The following is a 17,029-nucleotide window of genomic DNA, read 5'->3' on the forward strand; positions in this document are numbered from 1 at the left end:
CAGAATTTAAGGCTGCTCTCAGTGTGGGATGGGGCGCAGCACGATTTCGGTGGGATGCGCGTCACGCGGGGTCTCGACAGCCTGCCGCACGGCGCGGGCAACCGTTTCGGCCCTGAGGAATTCGCCCGGCTGATACTCGCGCCGCTCCCCCGCGATGATCTCGCGCTGCATGTCGGTGTCGATGCGCCCGGGATGCACCGAGGTCACCCGCAGTGCGGGCTCCTCCAGGCGCAGCGCGTCGCCGAAGGCGCGCAGCCCGAACTTGCTGGCCGCGTACACGCCCCAGCCCGGATTGGCCCGCAGCCCGGCTCCCGAATTGATCAGCACCACATGGCCGTTGGCGGCGCGCAGCGCGGGCAGCAACACCCTGGTCAACTCCGCGACCGCGATCAGGTTGGCTTCCAACGTATTCCGCCACTGCGTCACCGAGGAATCGGCTATCGTTCCCAGGTCGGCGATTCCGGCATTGTGCACAAGTACATCCAGCCGTTCGATGCCCGCTGCAGCGCGCGCTACCGCGGCGTAGTCCGTGAGATCCACCGGCCATCCGGCGCTGCCGGGCAGTTCACGCAGTATCGGTTCCAGGGCCCGGGGCGTGCGCGCACCCAGCAGCAGCCGATGCGTGGGCGCCAGTTCGCGGGCAATGGCCGCGCCGAGCCCCCGGCTGGCTCCGGTGATCAGCGCGGTCGGCTGGTCGGTGCTGGATTTCGCGGAATTCGCCATGCGATGACCGTAACCGCGTGACCTCGGCCCACGATGCTCCGGTCGGGCACACTACCGCTAGCTGACCACAAGAAGGCGACCGAAGTGCAATCTGGCGATCAGGACCCGCCCGCCCATCGCGCATACCTGCGGGTGGCGGCGCAGAATAGGGCGATGACACACCCGGGATTCACGCCTACCCAGCTCGCGGCCCGCGCCGCCTACCTGCTGCGCGGCAATGACCTGGGCACCATGACCAGCGCCGCGCCCAAGCTGTATCCGCACATGTGGAGCTGGGACGCGGCCTTCGTGGCGGTCGGGCTGGCCCCGCTCAGTGTGGAGCGCGCCGCGCTCGAACTCGACACCCTGCTCTCGGCGCAGTGGCGCAACGGGATGATCCCGCACATCGTCTTCGCCAATGGCGTGGACGGCTACTTCCCCGGACCGGCGCGCTGGGAATGCCGCCGCCTGGCCGCCGACGCCCCCGACGGCCCGGACACCTCGGGAATCACCCAGCCGCCGGTGCATGCCATTGCGGTGCAACGGATTCTGGATCACTCGCGCCGGCACGGCCGCAGCACCCGCGCGGTCGCCGAGGACTTCCTGAACCGGCGCTGGCCCGATCTCATGCGCTGGCACCGCTGGCTGGCCTACGCCCGTGACCCCAAGCAGCACGGCCGGATCACGCTGTACCACGGCTGGGAATCCGGCATGGACAATTCGCCGCGCTGGGATCGCGCCTACGAGAACGTGATTCCCGGTCCGGACCTGCCGCCCTACGAGCGCGCCGATACCCAGGTGGTGGGCGATCCCACACAGCGGCCCTCGGACCGCGAGTACGACCGCTACCTGTGGCTGGTCGAGCAGATGCGCCGGGCCGGCTACGACGACTACCAGCTGGCCTCGACCATGAGCTTCGCGGTCGAGGACGTGTTCGTGACCGCAATCTTCGCGCTGGCCTGCGATGTGCTGGCCAATATCGGCGAGGACTACAAGCAGCCGCACGCGGATGTACGCGAGCTCTACGAGTGGGCCGACTACTTCCGCGCGGGCGTGGTCGCCACCACCGATGCCCGCACCGGCGCGGCGCGCGACTTCGATGTGCGCGCGGACCAGTGGATCGACACCGAGACCCTGGCCCTCTTCGCGCCGCTGCTCAGCGGCGGACTGCCGCGCGATGCCGAACGGCGGCTGCTGCGCCTGTTCGAGGGCCCGCGCTGGTGCGGGCATCCGGATCTGCGCTACGCGCTGCCGCCCTCGACCTCCCCGGTGTCCAAGGACTTCCGCCCGCGCGAGTACTGGCGCGGCCCGGTGTGGCCGGTGATCAGCTGGCTGTTCTCCTGGGTCTTCGCCCGCCGCGGCTGGGCGGAACGCTCGTTCATGCTGCGCGCCGAAGGGCTGCGACAGGCCAGCGACGGCAGTTTCGCGGAGTACTACGAGCCCTTCACCGGCGAGCCGCTGGGCAGCATGCAGCAGTCCTGGACCGCCGCGTCGGTGCTGGACTGGCTGGGCTGACCGACCGCGGGCGGCAGGACCGACCGACCTACAGCTAACAATTGGCGCACATAACGGCCCTGCTTTCACGGCTATAGCAGCCGGTCGGCCTAGCCTTTTTGGCCATGACCGGACGAAGCCTGAAGAAAGTGATCACTGTCGCGGCTGCAGGCATCCTGATGGCAACCTCCGCCGGGGTGGCCGCCGCCGATATTCAGGGCCCGGATGTGGCCTCGTATCAGCACCCCGGCGGCGGGGGCATCAACTGGTTCGGCGTGCGCGCGGCCGGATACCAGTTCGCCATGCTCAAGGCCACCGAGGGCCTCAGCTACGTGAACCCGTTCTTCGTGCAGGACAGCATGTCCATGCGGGTGGCCGGAGTCGCGCGCGGCACATACCATTTCGCGCGCCCCAACCTGCCGCCCGAGCCGCAGGCCGCCTTCTACTCGGCGCTGGTGCTCGGCCAGAACGGCCCGCTGGACCTGCCGCCGGTGCTGGATCTCGAGAACTCCGGCGGGCTGCCGCCCGACGCCCTCATCGACTGGACCCACCGCTATCTCAACACCGTGCAGGCCATGACCGGCCGCCGCCCGATCATCTACACCTATCCGCGCTTCTGGCAGACGGCCATGGCCGATACCAACCAGTTCACGTCCTATCCGCTGTGGATCGCCGACTACCGCGGCAACGACCAGCCCGAGGTCCCCGGCGGCTGGCCCGCCTGGTCCTTCTGGCAGACCACCGATTCCGGCTCCATCCCCGGCATCGGCGCGGGCGTCGACCTCAATGTCTACAGCGGCGCCCAGGGCGATTTCACCCGCTACGCCAATATGCCCTTCAGCGGGAGTGGACGCGGCAGCAGCTAGCCGCTCCGGGAGTCCTTCACAGCACCTGCGACAGGAACTGGCGCAGCCGCGGGGTTTCCGCGTTCTCGAAAAGCGCCTCGGGCTTGCCGGTTTCGACCACCTGACCGTGATCCATGAACACCACCTGATCGGAAACCGAACGGGCGAAGCTCATCTCGTGGGTCACCACGATCATGGACATCCCGCCCCCGGCGAGCTCGGACATGAGCGCGAGCACGCCCTTGACCAGTTCGGGATCCAGGGCCGAGGTGGCCTCGTCGAAGAACATGATGTCGGGCTTCATGGCCAGCGCCCGCGCGATGGCCACCCGCTGCTGCTGACCGCCGGACAGGTTGGCCGGGCGCACATCCGCCTTGCCGGCCAGGCCGACCGCCTCCAACTGCTGCACCGCCAGCGTGCGCGCCTGCTCCTTGGACAGGCCGTGCAGTTTGCGCGGGCCGAGCGCGATATTGTCCGCGACCGTCATGTGCGGGAACAGGTTGAAGTGCTGGAACACCAGGCCGATCCGCTGCCGCAGCCGGTCCGGGTTCTCGCCCAGCACCGAGGCGCCGTTCAGCAGGATGTCGCCGGAGTCGGGCTCGTGCAGCCGGTTGAGCACCCGCAGCAGCGTGGACTTGCCGGAGCCGGACGGCCCGATCACCGTGGTGGTCTTGCCGGCGTCCACGTGCACGTCCACGCCGCGCAGAATCTCGTTGCGGCCCAGCGTCAATCGCAGGCCGGTGCCGGTGAGGGAGGCACTCATGCTCCACGCCCTTCCGTGATGACGGCCTGTTCGACCGGGTCGGCGGGATCGCCGCCGCCCTGGGGACGACCGTCGCGCATGCGCTTGTCGATGTAGTTGACCAGGTGGGTGAGCGGCACGGTCAGCAGCAGGTACATCAAGCCGGCCGCCACCAGCGGCGACAGATTCCCGGTCTGCGCGTTGAGATCCCGGCCCACCGCGAACAGTTCGCGCTGGGTGGCCAGCAGGCCCAGGAAGTAGATCAGCGAGGAATCCTTGATGAGCGCGATGAACTGGTTCATCAGCGCTGGCAGCACCCGGCGCACGCCCTGCGGGACCACCACCAGCGTCATGGCGTGCCGGTAGCCGAAACCGATGGCGCGGGCGGCCTCCAGCTGTCCGGCTTCCACCGACTGGATGCCGGAGCGGAAGATCTCACCGATGTAGGCGGCGGCCAGCAGCGCCAGCGCGATCGCGCCCAGCCAGTAGGGATTGTTGCCGGTGACGTTCTTGACCACCGGACCCACACCCAGGCCGATGATCAGGATGATCACCACGGCCGGCAGGCCGCGGAAGATGTCGGTGTAAACCCGTGCGGGCCAGCGCAACCAGCGGGTGCGGGAGATGCCCGCCACCGCGAGCAGCATGCCGAGCACGGTGCCCAGCAGGCCCGAGACCAGCGCCAGGATCAGGGTATTGGGCAGACCGGTCTTGATCAGATCGGGGAATGCCTTGCGGTACAGCGACCAGTCGAAGAAGGTGTCCTTCAGCTGCCGCAGCGTGGATTTCGGCTGCACCGCGCTGTTGTCGGGCCGGTTGCCGGCGTTCTCGGCCGCGATCTTGGCGAAGTCCGGCAGCTGCGGCGCCGCAACGGCTTTGGAGCCCGGCTTCCAGCCCGGCGGCAACTCGCGCGGCACCCAGTCCTCGTACAGCTTGGCGTAGGTGCCGTCGGCGATGACCGCATCCAGCCCGGCATCGAGCGCGTCGGTGAGCGGCTGATTGCCCTTGCGCACCGCCCAGGCGGTGAAGTTGTTGACACTGAAGGTGTTCTGCACGATCGAGGTCGGATCGCCCGGCTTGATGGCGCCGATGGCCTGCTGCGACGGCGCGACCCATGCGTCGATCTGGCCGGTCTTCAGATTCGCGTAGGCGGTGTTGTAGTCGGGAAACTTCACCGGGTCCAGGTGCAGTTCGTTGATGACGTACTCGTCCTGCACGGTGCCCTGCACGACGCCGACCCGACTGCCCCGGCGCAGATCCGCGAATCCCCTGATGGCACTGCCGTTCGGCACCACCAGCGAGAAGTAGCCGAAGTCGTAGCCATTGGTGAAGTCGACCAGCTGCCGCCGCGCGTCGGTGGTGGTGATGCTGGAGGAGCCGATGTCGAAGCGGCCGTTGGCGACCTGGGCCAGCAGGCCCGCGAACTCGGTGCCGGTGAACTCCACCTGCAGGCCGAGCTTGGCGCCGATGGCCTTCAGCAGCTCGTTGTCGAAGCCGGTGAACACGCCCTTGGAGTTGACGCAGATGCTCGGCGGCGCGTCGGAGAGGGTGCCGACGCTGAGCTTGCCGGGCGTGAGCAGGCCCAGCTTGCTGATATCGATCTTGGCCAGCGGCTCGGTGGTTGCCGTGGTGAACCGGTCCGCGCCCGCGTTCTGCTGTTCGGACGCCAGATTGGTCGGTGCGGCGCTGGTCGCGGCCTGGCCGGGCGGCGAGCACAGATCGCGATAATCGGCACCGGCGCTGCCCGCCCCGAGCGTCGCGATCCCGAGCAGGCCGACCAGCACAACTCCCGCCAATGCCGGCAAGCGCGGAGGACGACCTGGGCGCTGCCGCAAAGAAATCATGGCAGACCACCCTAGTGGGGGTGGTCCGCCATGCCAGAGTCAGCCTCGGCCTGATTCGGCGGAATCACAGTTCAGGCGCGTCCCTACCGCTGGTTGAAGCCATCCCGCCAGGCCACGGCCTCCTGGATCCGGCTCATGTCGTAGTCCGGCCCGCCCGAGCCCACCGTGAACAGCGTCACGCCCGCGTTCGCGTAGCTCTCCACCTGATCCAGACCCGGCCAGGCCACGGACTTCTCGATGGCGGCGGGGTCGGTGCCGACCTCGGCGCAGTGTTCGCCCAGGATGCCGATCTTGCGCTGCAGCACGTCGATATCGGAGAAGCTGTGCCAGATATCGCCGTACTGGGCGACCAGCCGCAGCGTCTTCTTCTCACCGCCGCCGCCGATCAGGATGGGGATGTCGCGCACCGGCTGCGGATTCAGCTTGGCCAGCCGGTCGGTGAGGCGGGCCATGGAATCCTTCAGCAGCGCCAGCCGGCTTCCGGCGGTGCCGAATTCGTAGCCGTACTGGTCGTAGTCCTTCTGGAACCAGCCCGCGCCGATACCGAGAATGAGGCGCCCGTCGCTGATGTGGTCCACGGTGCGGGCCATATCGGCCAGCAGATCGGGATTCCGGTAGCCACCGCCGGTGACCAGCGCGCCGAGCTCCACCCGCTCGGTCTGCTCGGCGATCGCGCCCAGCATGGTCCAGCACTCGAAGTGCGCGCCCTCCGGGTCCCCGGACAGCGGATAGAAGTGGTCCCAGTTGAAGACGATGTCGACGCCGATGTCCTCACACCGCCGCACCGCGTCCCGGATCAATCCGTAGTTGGGCGCGTGCTGGGGCTGCAACTGAACTCCGATACGAACCGGTCGGGTCATGAGGTGCTCCTCCGTCGGTGATCACTGCGCCCCATTCTGCCCCTCCGCTACGCTCTGGGCCGACCCCTCTACTACGGATCGTCCGGCACGTTCCTGCCGGTGAAGGGAAGTGTGAAACGTGGCAACGGTGACTTTCGACCAGGCCACCCGGCTCTACCCGGGCGCGGCCAATCCCGCCGTCGACGCTTTGAACCTGGAGATCGCCGACGGCGAATTCCTGGTTCTCGTCGGCCCCTCCGGCTGCGGCAAATCCACCTCGCTGCGCATGCTCGCGGGGCTCGAGGAGGTGAGCGACGGCCGAATCCTGATCGGGGACAAGGACGTCACGCACGCCGAGCCCAAGGAACGCGATATTGCCATGGTGTTCCAGAACTACGCGCTCTACCCACACATGAGCGTCGCCGAGAACATGGGCTTCGCGCTGAAGATGGCCAAGGTCGCCAAGGAAGAGCGTCAGCAGCGCGTGCTCGAGGCCGCCAAGCTGCTCGACCTGGAGCCCTACCTGGACCGCAAGCCCAAGGCTCTGTCCGGCGGTCAGCGCCAGCGCGTGGCCATGGGCCGTGCGATCGTGCGCCAGCCGCAGGTCTTCCTCATGGACGAGCCGCTGTCCAACCTGGACGCCAAGCTGCGCGTGCAGACCCGCACCCAGATCGCCCAGCTGCAGCGCCGGCTCGGCACCACCACCGTCTACGTCACCCACGACCAGGTCGAGGCCATGACCATGGGCGACCGGGTGGCGGTGCTCAAGGACGGGCTGCTGCAGCAGTGCGCCTCCCCGCGCGACCTGTACCGCGACCCGGCCAACCTGTTCGTCGCGGGCTTCATGGGATCGCCCGCCATGAACCTGTTCACGCTGCCGGTCGGCAATGGCTCGGTCACGCTGGGCGGCTGCCCGCTGCCGTTGCCGCGTTCGGTGGCGGCGGCCACCGGCGAGCGCGTGGTGGTCGGCATCCGGCCCGAGCACTTCGACGTGGTCGGCGACCAGGCCGGGATCGCCATGGAGGTGGATGTGGTCGAGGAGCTGGGCTCCGACGCCTACATCTACGGCCGCACCCTCGGTGACGGGGAAACCATTGTGGCGCGCGCGGATTGGCGCAACCCGCCCGCGAAGGGCACCAAGCTCGCGCTGGTCGCGGACTCGGACCACACGTACTTCTTCCACCCCGAGGATGGACGCCGGCTGCACTGACGGGCAGGTCTCACGAATGGCGGCGGTTCTTCCGCCGCCATTCGTCGTTCAACCGGATACGCAGATTCTCCAGGGGGACTTCGTTTCCCGAGGCGCTGCGCAGTTCCGCGCGCACGGGTTCGCCCGTGGAATCCTCGAGTCGCTCCAGCGGCGCGGTGCCGTCCTGCAGATACTTGTCACCCCACTGCCACAGCGCGACGACCGCGGGCAGCAGGTCCAGACCCATCGGGGTGAGCACGTATTCGTTGCGGGTGCGCTTGCCCTCTTCCTGGTAGGGCCGCTTCTCCAGCAGTCCCGCATCGACCAGTTTGCGTAGCGCGCTGGAAGCCGCCGCGTCGGTGATGCCGATCCGCGCCGCGAAGCCGTCGAACCGCGTCGTGCCGTAGTACGACTCGCGCAGGACGAGGATCGCCGAGCGGGTCCCGACGATGTCCATCGCCTTCGCGATCGAACAGGCCTCGGGCTTCCACGAGCCCAGATCGCTGAGTTTTCCCTCCAGTACTGCCGACATGACACACATCATACAACGCTGACTTGCCTTCGCTATGGCCAGCTCCTACCCTGACTTTAGAGCGATCAAGTCAGACGCCGTTGTCGGACTCGAAACCGGGGCGGCGCGCCTGGAAGGAACGTCATGAGAGACGCAGTCATCGTCGAAGCCGTCCGCACCCCCATCGGCAAGGGCAAGACCACCGGCGCCCTGCACGGTGAGCACCCCGCCGATCTGCTCGCCCACAGCCTGCGGGAGGTGGTGCGGCGCACCGAGATCGATCCGGCCCTGATCGACGATGTGATCGGCGGCGTGGTAACCCAGGTCGGCGAACAGGGCTCGAACCTCACCCGCCGTGCGGCCCTGGCCGCCGGCTATCCCGAATCGGTCCCGGCCACCACGGTGGACCGGCAGTGCGGCAGCAGCCAGCAGGCCATCCACTTCGCCGCCCAGGGCGTGATCGCGGGGGCCTACGACATCGTGGTCGCCGCGGGCGTGGAGTCCATGAGCCGGGTTCCCATGGGCGCCAACCTGATCGGGGCCGAGGACATCGCGGGTGTCGGCTTCGCCGAACGCTACCCGGAGGGCCTGGTACCGCAGGGCATCAGCGCCGAACTCATCGCCGCCAAGTGGGACCTGAGCCGCACCCAGCTCGACGAGTTCGCCCTCGCAAGCCACGAGAAGGCCGCCGCCGCAACCAAGAACGGCTCGTTCGAGGCCCAGCTCGCCCCCTACGCCGGGCTCTCGCACGACGAGGGCATTCGCGTCGGCAGCACGCCGGAGGCGCTGGCCGGGTTGCGTCCCGCCTTCTACAGCGAGGAGATGGCCGCCCGCTTCCCGCAGATCGGCTGGAACATCACCGCCGCCAACGCCAGTCAGATCAACGACGGCAGCGCCGCCACCCTCATCATGACCAGTGAACGCGCCGCCCAGCTCGGACTGCGCCCGCTGGCCCGGCTGCACAGCTTCTCCGTCGCCGGCGACGACCCGCTGCTCATGCTCACCGCTGTCATCCCCGCGACCCGGAAGGTCCTACAGCGCTCCGGGCTCGAACTCTCCGACATCGACCTGTTCGAGGTGAACGAGGCCTTCTCCTCGGTGGTCCTGGCCTGGGCGCAGGAGACCGGGGCCGACCTGTCGAAGGTCAATGTGAACGGCGGCGCCATCGCCCTGGGCCACCCCCTGGGCGCCTCGGGCGCACGGCTGGCCACCACCCTCGTCCACGCCATGCACGAGCGCGGCGCCCGCTACGGCCTGCAAACCATGTGTGAGGCAGGCGGTCTCGCCAACGCCACCATCTACGAGCGCCTCTGACCCGATCCGGGCGGCCTGGCAGGAGACCGCCACGACAGCCGCCAGCAGGCCGAGCACCCACGAATCGGCCAGCGGCGGAAAGGCCACCAGGGCTGTGGACCAGGCACGCTGTCGCAGCCGGACAGCACGCGGGGTCCACAGCGGCACCAGCAGCAGGGTCAGGCCGATGCCCAGCCAGGCCACGGCGAAAGCCAGGGAGAGAAAACGGATGTCATCGCCCGGGCCCGCGAGCGCGCGGTACTCGGGCACGAAACCCGCCGGCACCCAGGCCGAACCACATGCTGCGATGTAGATCAGCAGGGTGACAATGCAATCCGCGGCCGTGATCGGCGGCCGCCACCCGGCCACCCTTCCAGGAAGCCGGGCACGCCGCCGCAGCGGTGGAGATCAGTTGACGGCGGTGGCCACCAGGATGTGGCCCGCACCGCCCGCGAGGAGAATCACGGGCAGCGCGATCGCGGTCCAGATCCAACCCCGGCGGCCCGTCATGGCCGCCACCGAGGCCAGCACCAGCGCGCCGACCAGGGCCAGGAACATGCCCCCGCCACCGATCAGCAGGCCCCACAGCGCCGATGCGGGCGGCCGGATCACCACGCACTGCACCGAGAAGTCCTTCTTCGCGGTGCAGCGATTGTGGATCAGGTCGAACAGCTTCGCGAACAGGTCGTAACCCCAGCCGAAGGCCATGGCGACCCCGGCCAGATACAGCACCGCCGAGATCAGAATGTCCCTGCGGCGCAGCGGCTTACGCTCCGGCGCGGCCCCGGGCAGCACCGCCGCGGCGGTCTCCGCCCGGGGCGGTGTGGCGGGCATGGTCCGATCGGCCTCTTCCGGCGCCTGCCCGGACCCGCCTCCGACCACGTACTGCGGACCCGAAGCCCACGGCTCCGGCAGCATCTCGGTACCCATGGGCGGCGGGACCGCTCCGCCCGGCGGCGAATAGTTCCCGATCGGCGGGCGAGAGGAATGCTGCTGCGGCCCAGGGGAGCTCACGGGTCCCTGCCCCGGATGGCCGGGACCGGCTGATCGAGGTGCGCCGCCCGGCACCGGGTGCGGACGTGGATCCTGCGGCGAACCGACCGGTCCGCTCGGCCGCGGCGGGGCACCGGCATTCCCGGGAGCCCGGGGCGGCACCGGCGGCGGCGGGCTCTGCCGCCCGCCCTTGGGCACGGTCGGTCCGGCCGGATCCATCGCGCCGGGCCGCGGCACACCGGCGGGCGGCGGCGGTGGAGCCGGCGGTGGCGGCGGACCCTGGCGACCCCTGCCGGGCAGGGTCGGTCCCGCAGCATCGATCGGTTCCCGGGACCGCGGGCCCGGTGCGGGTGGTTGCGGACGTCCGGGGCGCTGCGGCGATCCCGGACCCGCTGGATTCCGGGATCCCCCGGGCGGGGCGGGCGCGTGCGGTTGGCCTGGCGCGCGCGGCGGAGCCGGGGAGAAGCCGGGATCGGACGGGGGGTGATCGTCGCGGGCCGGACGGCGAGGCTCGTTGGGCGGGTTCATGTTTGCGGTCTCCCCCGAGGCGCAGGTCTATGGAGCCGGGATCGGCTTCATTCGGCATTGTCGCCGGGTCCGGGCCGCGCCGCCACCTCTTACCGGCCCAAGGCGGTGAGTAGGGTGCGGTGGATGAGCGACAGCGGCGATGCGGTGGATTTCGAGTCGGCGGTGGTCTACGCGATTCCCATGCGAACCCGGTTCCGCGGGATCACCGTTCGCGAGGGCATGCTGATTCCCGGTCCCGCCGGCTGGGGTGAGTTCTGCGCCTTCCCCGAGTACGAGGACCGCGAGGCGGCGGCCTGGCTGGCCACGGCGGTCGAACAGGCCGCGGCCGGGTGGCCGGAACCGGTCCGGGATCGGATTCCGGTGAACTGCATCGTGCCCGCAGTCGGCCCGGAACGAGCGCGGGAGATCGTGACCGGGTCGGGCTGCCGCACCGCCAAGGTGAAGGTCGCCGACCATCCGGATTCCCTGGCCGAGGATCTGGAGCGGGTGGCGGCGGTTCGCGACGCACTGGGCCCGGAGGGCGCCGTGCGCGTGGACGCCAATGCGGTCTGGGATGTGGACACCGCGGTCGACCGGATCCGCCTGATCGACCGTGCCGCAGGCGGTTTGGAGTACGTCGAGCAGCCCTGCCGGACCGTCGAGGAGCTGGCCGCCGTCCGCAGGCGGGTGGACGTGCGCATCGCCGCCGACGAATCCATTCGCCGCGCCGAGGACCCGCTGCGGGTGGCGGTGGCGGGTGCGGCCGACGTCGCGGTCCTGAAATGCACCCCGCTGGGCGGGGTTCGGCGCGCGCTGGAGGTCGCCGCGGCCGCCGGACTCCCCTGCCTGGTGTCCTCCGCCCTGGAAACCAGTGTCGGCCTGGCCGCCCAGGTCGCCCTCGCCGGCGCCCTCCCCCACCTCGACTTCGCCTGCGGCCTCGACACCCTGTCCCTGCTCACCGGCGATGTGGTGACCGAGCCGCAGCGCCCGGTGGACGGCTACCTGCCCGTCCCGCGCACCGCGCCGGCACCCGACCAGGACCTGCTCGACCGCTACCGGCACCCCGACCCGGAACGGACCGACTGGTGGCGGCAGCGCCTGGCCCGGGTCCGGAAACTCCTGCCCTGATCAGGCAATTCGCACGCCGCACGAGTACATGGTGGTGCGCAGCAGCAGCGCGGCCTCCGGCCCGATGACGCCGTCGGCCAACTCGAGGTAGCGACCGCAGAATTCGGGCCCGTGCGGCGCGGCCTCGGTGCGCTCCGGCTCGAGGTGGTGGGCGAGTTCGTGCAGGATCACCAATTCGCGCAGGGCCCAGGCGGTTCCATGGGCGTGCAGCGGCACCGCGAGCACCGACCCGGCCGTCTCGTAGTGCGCCGCCTTCGCCCCGGCGCGCGCTCGCACCGTGACCGGCCGCGCCGCCCGGTCCCACCGGGCGCATACCCAGTTCAGCGCGAGCACCCGATCCACGTACGCCTGCACCGATTCCACCGATGCGAAACGCCGCTCGATCGGCAGCGTGAGATGCGACCCGTGCACTTCGACGGTCCGCGCCCCGAATTCGTCGGCGCGATCGAACATTCCGCGCACCAGGCCCTCGGCATCGTACACCCGGGACCGCTGCGCATCGCGGACGGCCATGCGCGCGTTCGCTATTCGCCCGTGCCGCGGGGCAGCTGCCCTCGCACGCCGCCCAGCTCCGGCGAATCACCCAGCCGCGCGGCCTTACCCGCCCGGTCACCGGCCCGCCGCGCGGCCGCCGAGTATCCGGCGGAGGCCTGCGGTCCCCGCCAGGTACCGCGCGCCTCGGAGGTCCGGGTGTAGAAGTCGGTGAGCGCGAGCTCCTTGTTGCGCAGGGCGAGCGCCGTTCCGGTGGGCACGGATCCGGCGGCGTCGGCCCGCACCGCCTCGCTCTCCACATCCGCCTTGACCTCGGTGAGGCGGCGGCCGATGCGGGCGGCGAAGGCCATCTGGAAATTCAGGCGCGCGGTCACCGCGGCCACCGGCACCTCCACCGGCCGGTGGAACGTGCGGCCGTACCGGCGCTCGATCACGACCTTCTCGGTGGTGGCCGAGCGGTACGCACCCGACTTGATGTACTGGTCGGACGCACGCACCATCTGGATCAGCAAGCTGGTGTAGAGCGCCTCGCAGGTGTCGATATCGGTGTCGAATCCGTAGGCGTACACCGTCGTCGACGACCGGGCCACGTCGCAGCGCACATCATTGGCCGCGGCGACGGCCACGAACAACTGCACATAGGTTCGCAGCCCGCGCTTTCCGGCCTCACCGATCGGAATCACCCGCTGCGCCGGCGTGGGCCGCCGCTCCCGATTCGCGATATGTGCCCGCGCCACCGCCAGATCCACCGACGAGCTGGTCGCGAGCCGCTGCGCGGCGGCCAGGAAGGCTTCGGCCTCGTGCTCGTTGTCGGTCGATTCGGCCTGCCGCAGCAGTCCCCCGATCCGGGTGAGCATCTTGTCTGTGTTCATTGGCCCTCCGCTTCGCTCCGGGCGGGGTTCGCGGCCCTGAGGTCTCGATTCTTCCCTCCTCCGCTCCTCCGCTTCGCTCCCCCGCTCCAAGGCGGAGGTCTATCGAGCCGCGGTCCAGAATCGAGACGGCCGCGAACCATTGGGTGATCAACAAGGTAGCTCGGGCGGACGATGGCGGCACCATGTATCTTGCCTTGTGCACCCCCGGCTGAGTGTGCCACTGGTCACTCATCGACCCTGGAGTATCCGCGATGGCTTTGAAGAAGGTGTCGTCCCTACGATCGACGCTGGTTCCACGTGCCGTGCTGGCTGTGACCTCGGCGGCATTGCTGACGGCGACATTCGCCAGCGGCTGCTCCAGCAGCAACGGCGGTAGCAACTCCACCGCCGAAAACCTCACCGGCCGTGGGCCGATCACCTATGTCGAGGGCAAGGACACCACCGAGACCGGCGCCGTCAAGCAGCTCATCGAGCGCTGGAACGCCGCGCACCCGGACGAGAAGGTGACCTTCAAGGAGCAGTCCAACGACGCCTCCCAGCAGTACGACGACCTGGTGCAGCACCTGCGCGCCAAGGAATCCGACTACGACGTGGTCGCACTCGACGTGCCGTGGACCGCGGAGTTCGCCGCCAAGGGCTGGATCCAGCCGCTGAAGGACTCCTTCGCCATCGACACCTCCACGCTGCTCTCGCCCCCGGTGGCCTCGGCGACCTACAACGGCACCCTGTACGCGGCGCCGCGCAACACCAACGGCGGCCTGCTGTTCTACCGCAAGGACCTGGTGCCCGAGCCGCCCAAGACCTGGACCGAGCTGCTGGCCGACTGCCCGAAGGCCAAGGACGCCGGAATCGGCTGCTACGCAGGACAGTTCGCGCAGTACGAGGGCCTGACCGTGAACGCCGCCGAGGTCATCAACGCCTTCGGCGGCAGCTTCGTCGGCTCCGACGGCAAGACGCCGACCGTGAACAGCCCGCAGGCCAAGCAGGGCCTGCAGACCCTGGTCGACGCCTACAAGAACGGCGACATGCCGAAGGAAGTCATCACCTTCAAGGAGCCGGAGTCGCAGAACGCCTTCGTCTCCGGCAAGGTCATGTTCATGCGCGGCTGGCCGTCCTCCTTCGGTGAGGCGGGCTCCGACGCCTCCGCGGTCAAGGACAAGTTCGCGGTCGCCCCGCTGCCCGGCAAGGACGGCATCGGCGCGTCCACCCTCGGTGGCTACAACGCCGCCATCAGCGCCTTCTCCAAGAACAAGGCGACCGCGCTGGACTTCCTGCGCTTCCTGATCAGCGAGGACGCCCAGCACATCGTGGCCGCCGGCGCGCTGCCGCCGGTGCGGGCCTCCGTGTACGACGATCCGGCCCTGATCGCCAAGATGCCGTACCTGTCCGCGCTGAAGGACTCCATCGCCTCCGCGGTGCCGCGGCCGGTGACCCCCTTCTACCCGGCGGTGTCGAAGGCCATCCAGGACAACGCCTATGCTGCGATCACCGGAACGGAATCTGTCGACGCCGCGATCGATGCCATGCAGAAGGGCATCGAAACCGCCGGATCCTGAGCCGCGCTCACACCCGATGCGCGCACCACGATCCATCGCGTAGCCCCGTAGGAGAGAAGAAAAGGTGTCACGTCCTTCGGGAGCGACCGATGTCGCGCCGCCGCCCGACCTGACGGAACAAACAATGCGAAACGGACAGCCACGACCGAAACGCCGCGGGGCAGCCCTCGGGGTTTCGGCTCGAGCGTGGATGTTCGTCACGCCGGTGCTGCTCGCACTGACGGTTGTCATCGGGTATCCGGTGGGCCGGGCAGTATGGATGTCCTTCCAGAAGGACGCGGGCCTGGACAAGTCGACCGGCATGTTCGTCGAAGGCGGAAGCGCCGGATTCGGCAACTACAGCCACTGGCTGCTGCAGCAGTGCACCAACTCGCTCGGCGAGACCGTGTCCTGCCCGCCCGGCAACACCGGCTCCCAGTTCTGGGCCGCCGTCGGGGTCACGCTGCTGTTCACCGTGGTCACGGTGGCGCTCGAGACCACCATCGGCCTGGGCATGGCGGTCATCATGGGCAAGACCTTCAAGGGCCGCGCGCTACTGCGCGCCGCCGTGCTGATCCCCTGGGCCATCCCGACCGCGGTCACAGCGCGGTTGTGGGAGTTCATGTTCCAGTACAACGGCGTGGTGAACCGGGTGCTCGGCACCCATATCCTGTGGACCGCCGATGCCTGGCCCGCCCGCTTCGCGGTGATCATCGCCGACGTGTGGAAGACCACCCCGTTCATGGCGTTGCTGATTCTGGCCGGCCTGCAGGTGATCCCGGAGGACGTCTACGAGGCCGCCCGGGTCGACGGCGCGTCCGCCTGGCAGCGCTTCGTCAACATCACGCTGCCGCTGCTGAAACCCGCTCTGCTGGTGGCGATCCTGTTCCGCACGATGGACGCGCTGCGCCTGTACGACCTGCCCGCCATCATGACGCGGAACCTGGCCGCCACCCGCACCGTCTCGATGCTGGTGACGGAATCGAAATCGCTGCCCAACAGCGCCTCCGCACTGTCGGTCATCACCTTCCTGCTCATCTTCACCGTCGCGTTCTTCTTGGTGAAGGTGCTGGGGGCGAACGCCGTTCGCACCCAGGAAGAGCAGCGGGAGGCGCACTGATGAGCATCGAATTCACCAAGGATGTCGTGGCCGAGCCGAAAAAGCCGATCCGGCAATCGGTTTCGTGGACAAGGAGACTGGCCTCCGGGCGCGTGTACGTGGGCGCGCTGATCGTGCTGGTGTGGGGGCTCGGCCCCTTCTACTGGATGGTCGTCACCGCCCTGCGCGATCCGGCCTACACCTTCGACAACACCCCGTGGCCCACCCACGTCACCCTCGAGAACTTCCGCAACGCCTTCGACACCAGCCGCGGCAACAACTTCGGCCGGGCCTTGGTCAACAGCGTGATCATCGGCAGCGCCACCACGGCGGCCGCGCTGATCCTCGGCGTGATGGCGGCCTACGCGCTGGCGCGACTGACCTTCAAGGGCAAGTACCTGGTGTCCGGGCTGGTCCTCTCGGCCTCCATGTTCCCGGCCGTCGTGCTGGTGACACCGCTGTTCCAGCTGTTCACCAATATCGGCTGGATCGGTCAGTACCAGGCCATGATCATCCCGAACATCTCGTTCGTGCTGCCCATGACGGTGTACATCCTGGCCTCGTTCTTCGCCGAACTGCCATGGGAATTGGAGGAGGCCGCCCGCATCGACGGCGCGTCCCGCTTCCAGGCGTTCCGGCTGATCATGCTGCCGCTGGCCGCGCCGGCGGTGTTCACCACCGCGATCCTGGCGTTCATCGCCGCGGTCAACGAGTACCTGCTGGCCTCGCTGCTCTCCAGCGACAAGACCGAACCCGTGACCAAGGCGATCGCCCGCTTCTCCGGCAACGATCCGCTGGTGCCGCCGTACACCGCGATCATGGCCGCGGGCACCATCGTCACCATCCCGCTGGTCATCATGGTGCTGCTGTTCCAGCGCCGCATCATCTCCGGACTCACCGCCGGCGGCGTCAAGAGCTGAGTGCTCGGGTACGTGGTTCGGGGC

16 protein-coding genes are annotated in these 17,029 nt (G+C 69.0%); 8 read left to right on the top strand and 8 right to left on the bottom strand.

The window, feature by feature from the left end; all coding sequences use genetic code 11:
- Nucleotides 1-18 precede the first annotated feature (18 nt).
- Nucleotides 19-723 carry an SDR family oxidoreductase gene (locus ACIRRA_RS29595; protein WP_402774741.1) on the bottom strand — a complete coding sequence of 235 codons (705 nt, stop codon included), beginning with the start codon at nt 721-723 and terminating at the stop codon, nt 19-21.
- A 153-nt stretch (nt 724-876) separates the two neighbouring features.
- On the opposite strand from ACIRRA_RS29595, the gene ACIRRA_RS29600 reads away from it, so the two are divergent.
- Together ACIRRA_RS29600 and ACIRRA_RS29605 are read left to right on the top strand one after the other, a co-directional pair.
- A complete protein-coding gene (locus ACIRRA_RS29600; RefSeq protein WP_402774744.1) occupies nt 877-2,217 on the top strand; it encodes an MGH1-like glycoside hydrolase domain-containing protein in 1,341 nt (446 codons plus the stop codon).
- Nucleotides 2,218-2,321: 104 nt separating this feature from the next.
- Nucleotides 2,322-3,062, top strand: coding sequence for a glycoside hydrolase family 25 protein (locus tag ACIRRA_RS29605; RefSeq protein WP_402774747.1), 741 nt, complete (start codon nt 2,322-2,324; stop codon nt 3,060-3,062).
- Between the two features lie 16 nt (nt 3,063-3,078).
- Here the strand turns inward: ACIRRA_RS29605 and ACIRRA_RS29610 are convergent, their stop codons facing one another.
- The 3 genes from ACIRRA_RS29610 to ACIRRA_RS29620 form a co-directional block, all read right to left on the bottom strand.
- A complete protein-coding gene (locus tag ACIRRA_RS29610) occupies nt 3,079-3,804 on the bottom strand; it encodes an amino acid ABC transporter ATP-binding protein (protein WP_402774749.1) in 726 nt (241 codons plus the stop codon).
- Nucleotides 3,801-5,627 carry an ABC transporter substrate-binding protein/permease gene (locus ACIRRA_RS29615; RefSeq protein WP_402774752.1) on the bottom strand — a complete coding sequence of 609 codons (1,827 nt, stop codon included), beginning with the start codon at nt 5,625-5,627 and terminating at the stop codon, nt 3,801-3,803. Before ACIRRA_RS29615 ends, ACIRRA_RS29610 begins: the two co-directional genes overlap by 4 nt.
- An 83-nt stretch (nt 5,628-5,710) precedes the next feature.
- On the bottom strand, nt 5,711-6,487 hold the full coding sequence (locus tag ACIRRA_RS29620) for an LLM class F420-dependent oxidoreductase (protein WP_402774754.1): 777 nt from the start codon (nt 6,485-6,487) through the stop codon (nt 5,711-5,713).
- Nucleotides 6,488-6,605: 118 nt separating this feature from the next.
- Between ACIRRA_RS29620 and ACIRRA_RS29625 the strand changes: the two genes are divergently transcribed.
- A complete protein-coding gene (locus ACIRRA_RS29625; RefSeq protein ID WP_402774757.1) occupies nt 6,606-7,676 on the top strand; it encodes an ABC transporter ATP-binding protein in 1,071 nt (356 codons plus the stop codon).
- A 10-nt stretch (nt 7,677-7,686) separates the two neighbouring features.
- Here ACIRRA_RS29625 and ACIRRA_RS29630 read toward each other — a convergent pair whose 3' ends face one another.
- The gene (locus ACIRRA_RS29630) at nt 7,687-8,187 is read right to left on the bottom strand and encodes a winged helix-turn-helix transcriptional regulator (protein ID WP_402774759.1); all 501 of its coding nucleotides are present in this window, start codon (nt 8,185-8,187) and stop codon (nt 7,687-7,689) included.
- Nucleotides 8,188-8,310: 123 nt separating this feature from the next.
- On the opposite strand from ACIRRA_RS29630, the gene ACIRRA_RS29635 reads away from it, so the two are divergent.
- A complete protein-coding gene (locus tag ACIRRA_RS29635) occupies nt 8,311-9,480 on the top strand; it encodes a thiolase family protein (protein ID WP_402774762.1) in 1,170 nt (389 codons plus the stop codon).
- Between the two features lie 387 nt (nt 9,481-9,867).
- Here the strand turns inward: ACIRRA_RS29635 and ACIRRA_RS29640 are convergent, their stop codons facing one another.
- The gene (locus tag ACIRRA_RS29640; protein ID WP_402774764.1) at nt 9,868-10,389 is read right to left on the bottom strand and encodes a hypothetical protein; all 522 of its coding nucleotides are present in this window, start codon (nt 10,387-10,389) and stop codon (nt 9,868-9,870) included.
- 714 nt (nt 10,390-11,103) lie between these two features.
- Between ACIRRA_RS29640 and ACIRRA_RS29645 the strand changes: the two genes are divergently transcribed.
- Complete coding sequence (locus ACIRRA_RS29645) at nt 11,104-12,087, top strand: o-succinylbenzoate synthase (protein WP_402774767.1); 984 nt, start codon at nt 11,104-11,106, stop codon at nt 12,085-12,087.
- Here the strand turns inward: ACIRRA_RS29645 and ACIRRA_RS29650 are convergent, their stop codons facing one another.
- Together ACIRRA_RS29650 and ACIRRA_RS29655 are read right to left on the bottom strand one after the other, a co-directional pair.
- On the bottom strand, nt 12,088-12,600 hold the full coding sequence (locus ACIRRA_RS29650) for a TIGR04338 family metallohydrolase (protein WP_402774770.1): 513 nt from the start codon (nt 12,598-12,600) through the stop codon (nt 12,088-12,090).
- An 11-nt stretch (nt 12,601-12,611) separates the two neighbouring features.
- The gene (locus ACIRRA_RS29655; protein WP_402774773.1) at nt 12,612-13,451 is read right to left on the bottom strand and encodes a DUF2786 domain-containing protein; all 840 of its coding nucleotides are present in this window, start codon (nt 13,449-13,451) and stop codon (nt 12,612-12,614) included.
- 251 nt (nt 13,452-13,702) lie between these two features.
- Here ACIRRA_RS29655 and ACIRRA_RS29660 point away from each other — a divergent pair, with 251 nt between their 5' ends.
- The 3 genes from ACIRRA_RS29660 (at nt 13,703) to ACIRRA_RS29670 (ending at nt 17,005) form a co-directional block, all read left to right on the top strand.
- Complete coding sequence (locus tag ACIRRA_RS29660; RefSeq protein WP_402774776.1) at nt 13,703-15,007, top strand: ABC transporter substrate-binding protein; 1,305 nt, start codon at nt 13,703-13,705, stop codon at nt 15,005-15,007.
- A gap of 124 nt (nt 15,008-15,131) precedes the next feature.
- A complete protein-coding gene (locus ACIRRA_RS29665) occupies nt 15,132-16,106 on the top strand; it encodes a sugar ABC transporter permease (RefSeq protein WP_356995997.1) in 975 nt (324 codons plus the stop codon).
- The gene (locus tag ACIRRA_RS29670) at nt 16,106-17,005 is read left to right on the top strand and encodes a carbohydrate ABC transporter permease (protein ID WP_402774780.1); all 900 of its coding nucleotides are present in this window, start codon (nt 16,106-16,108) and stop codon (nt 17,003-17,005) included. Before ACIRRA_RS29665 ends, ACIRRA_RS29670 begins: the two co-directional genes overlap by 1 nt.
- Nucleotides 17,006-17,029: the final 24 nt, after the last annotated feature.

The sequence above is a fragment of the Nocardia sp. NPDC101769 genome, assembly GCF_044766925.1.
Taxonomy (GTDB): Bacteria; Actinomycetota; Actinomycetes; order Mycobacteriales; family Mycobacteriaceae; genus Nocardia.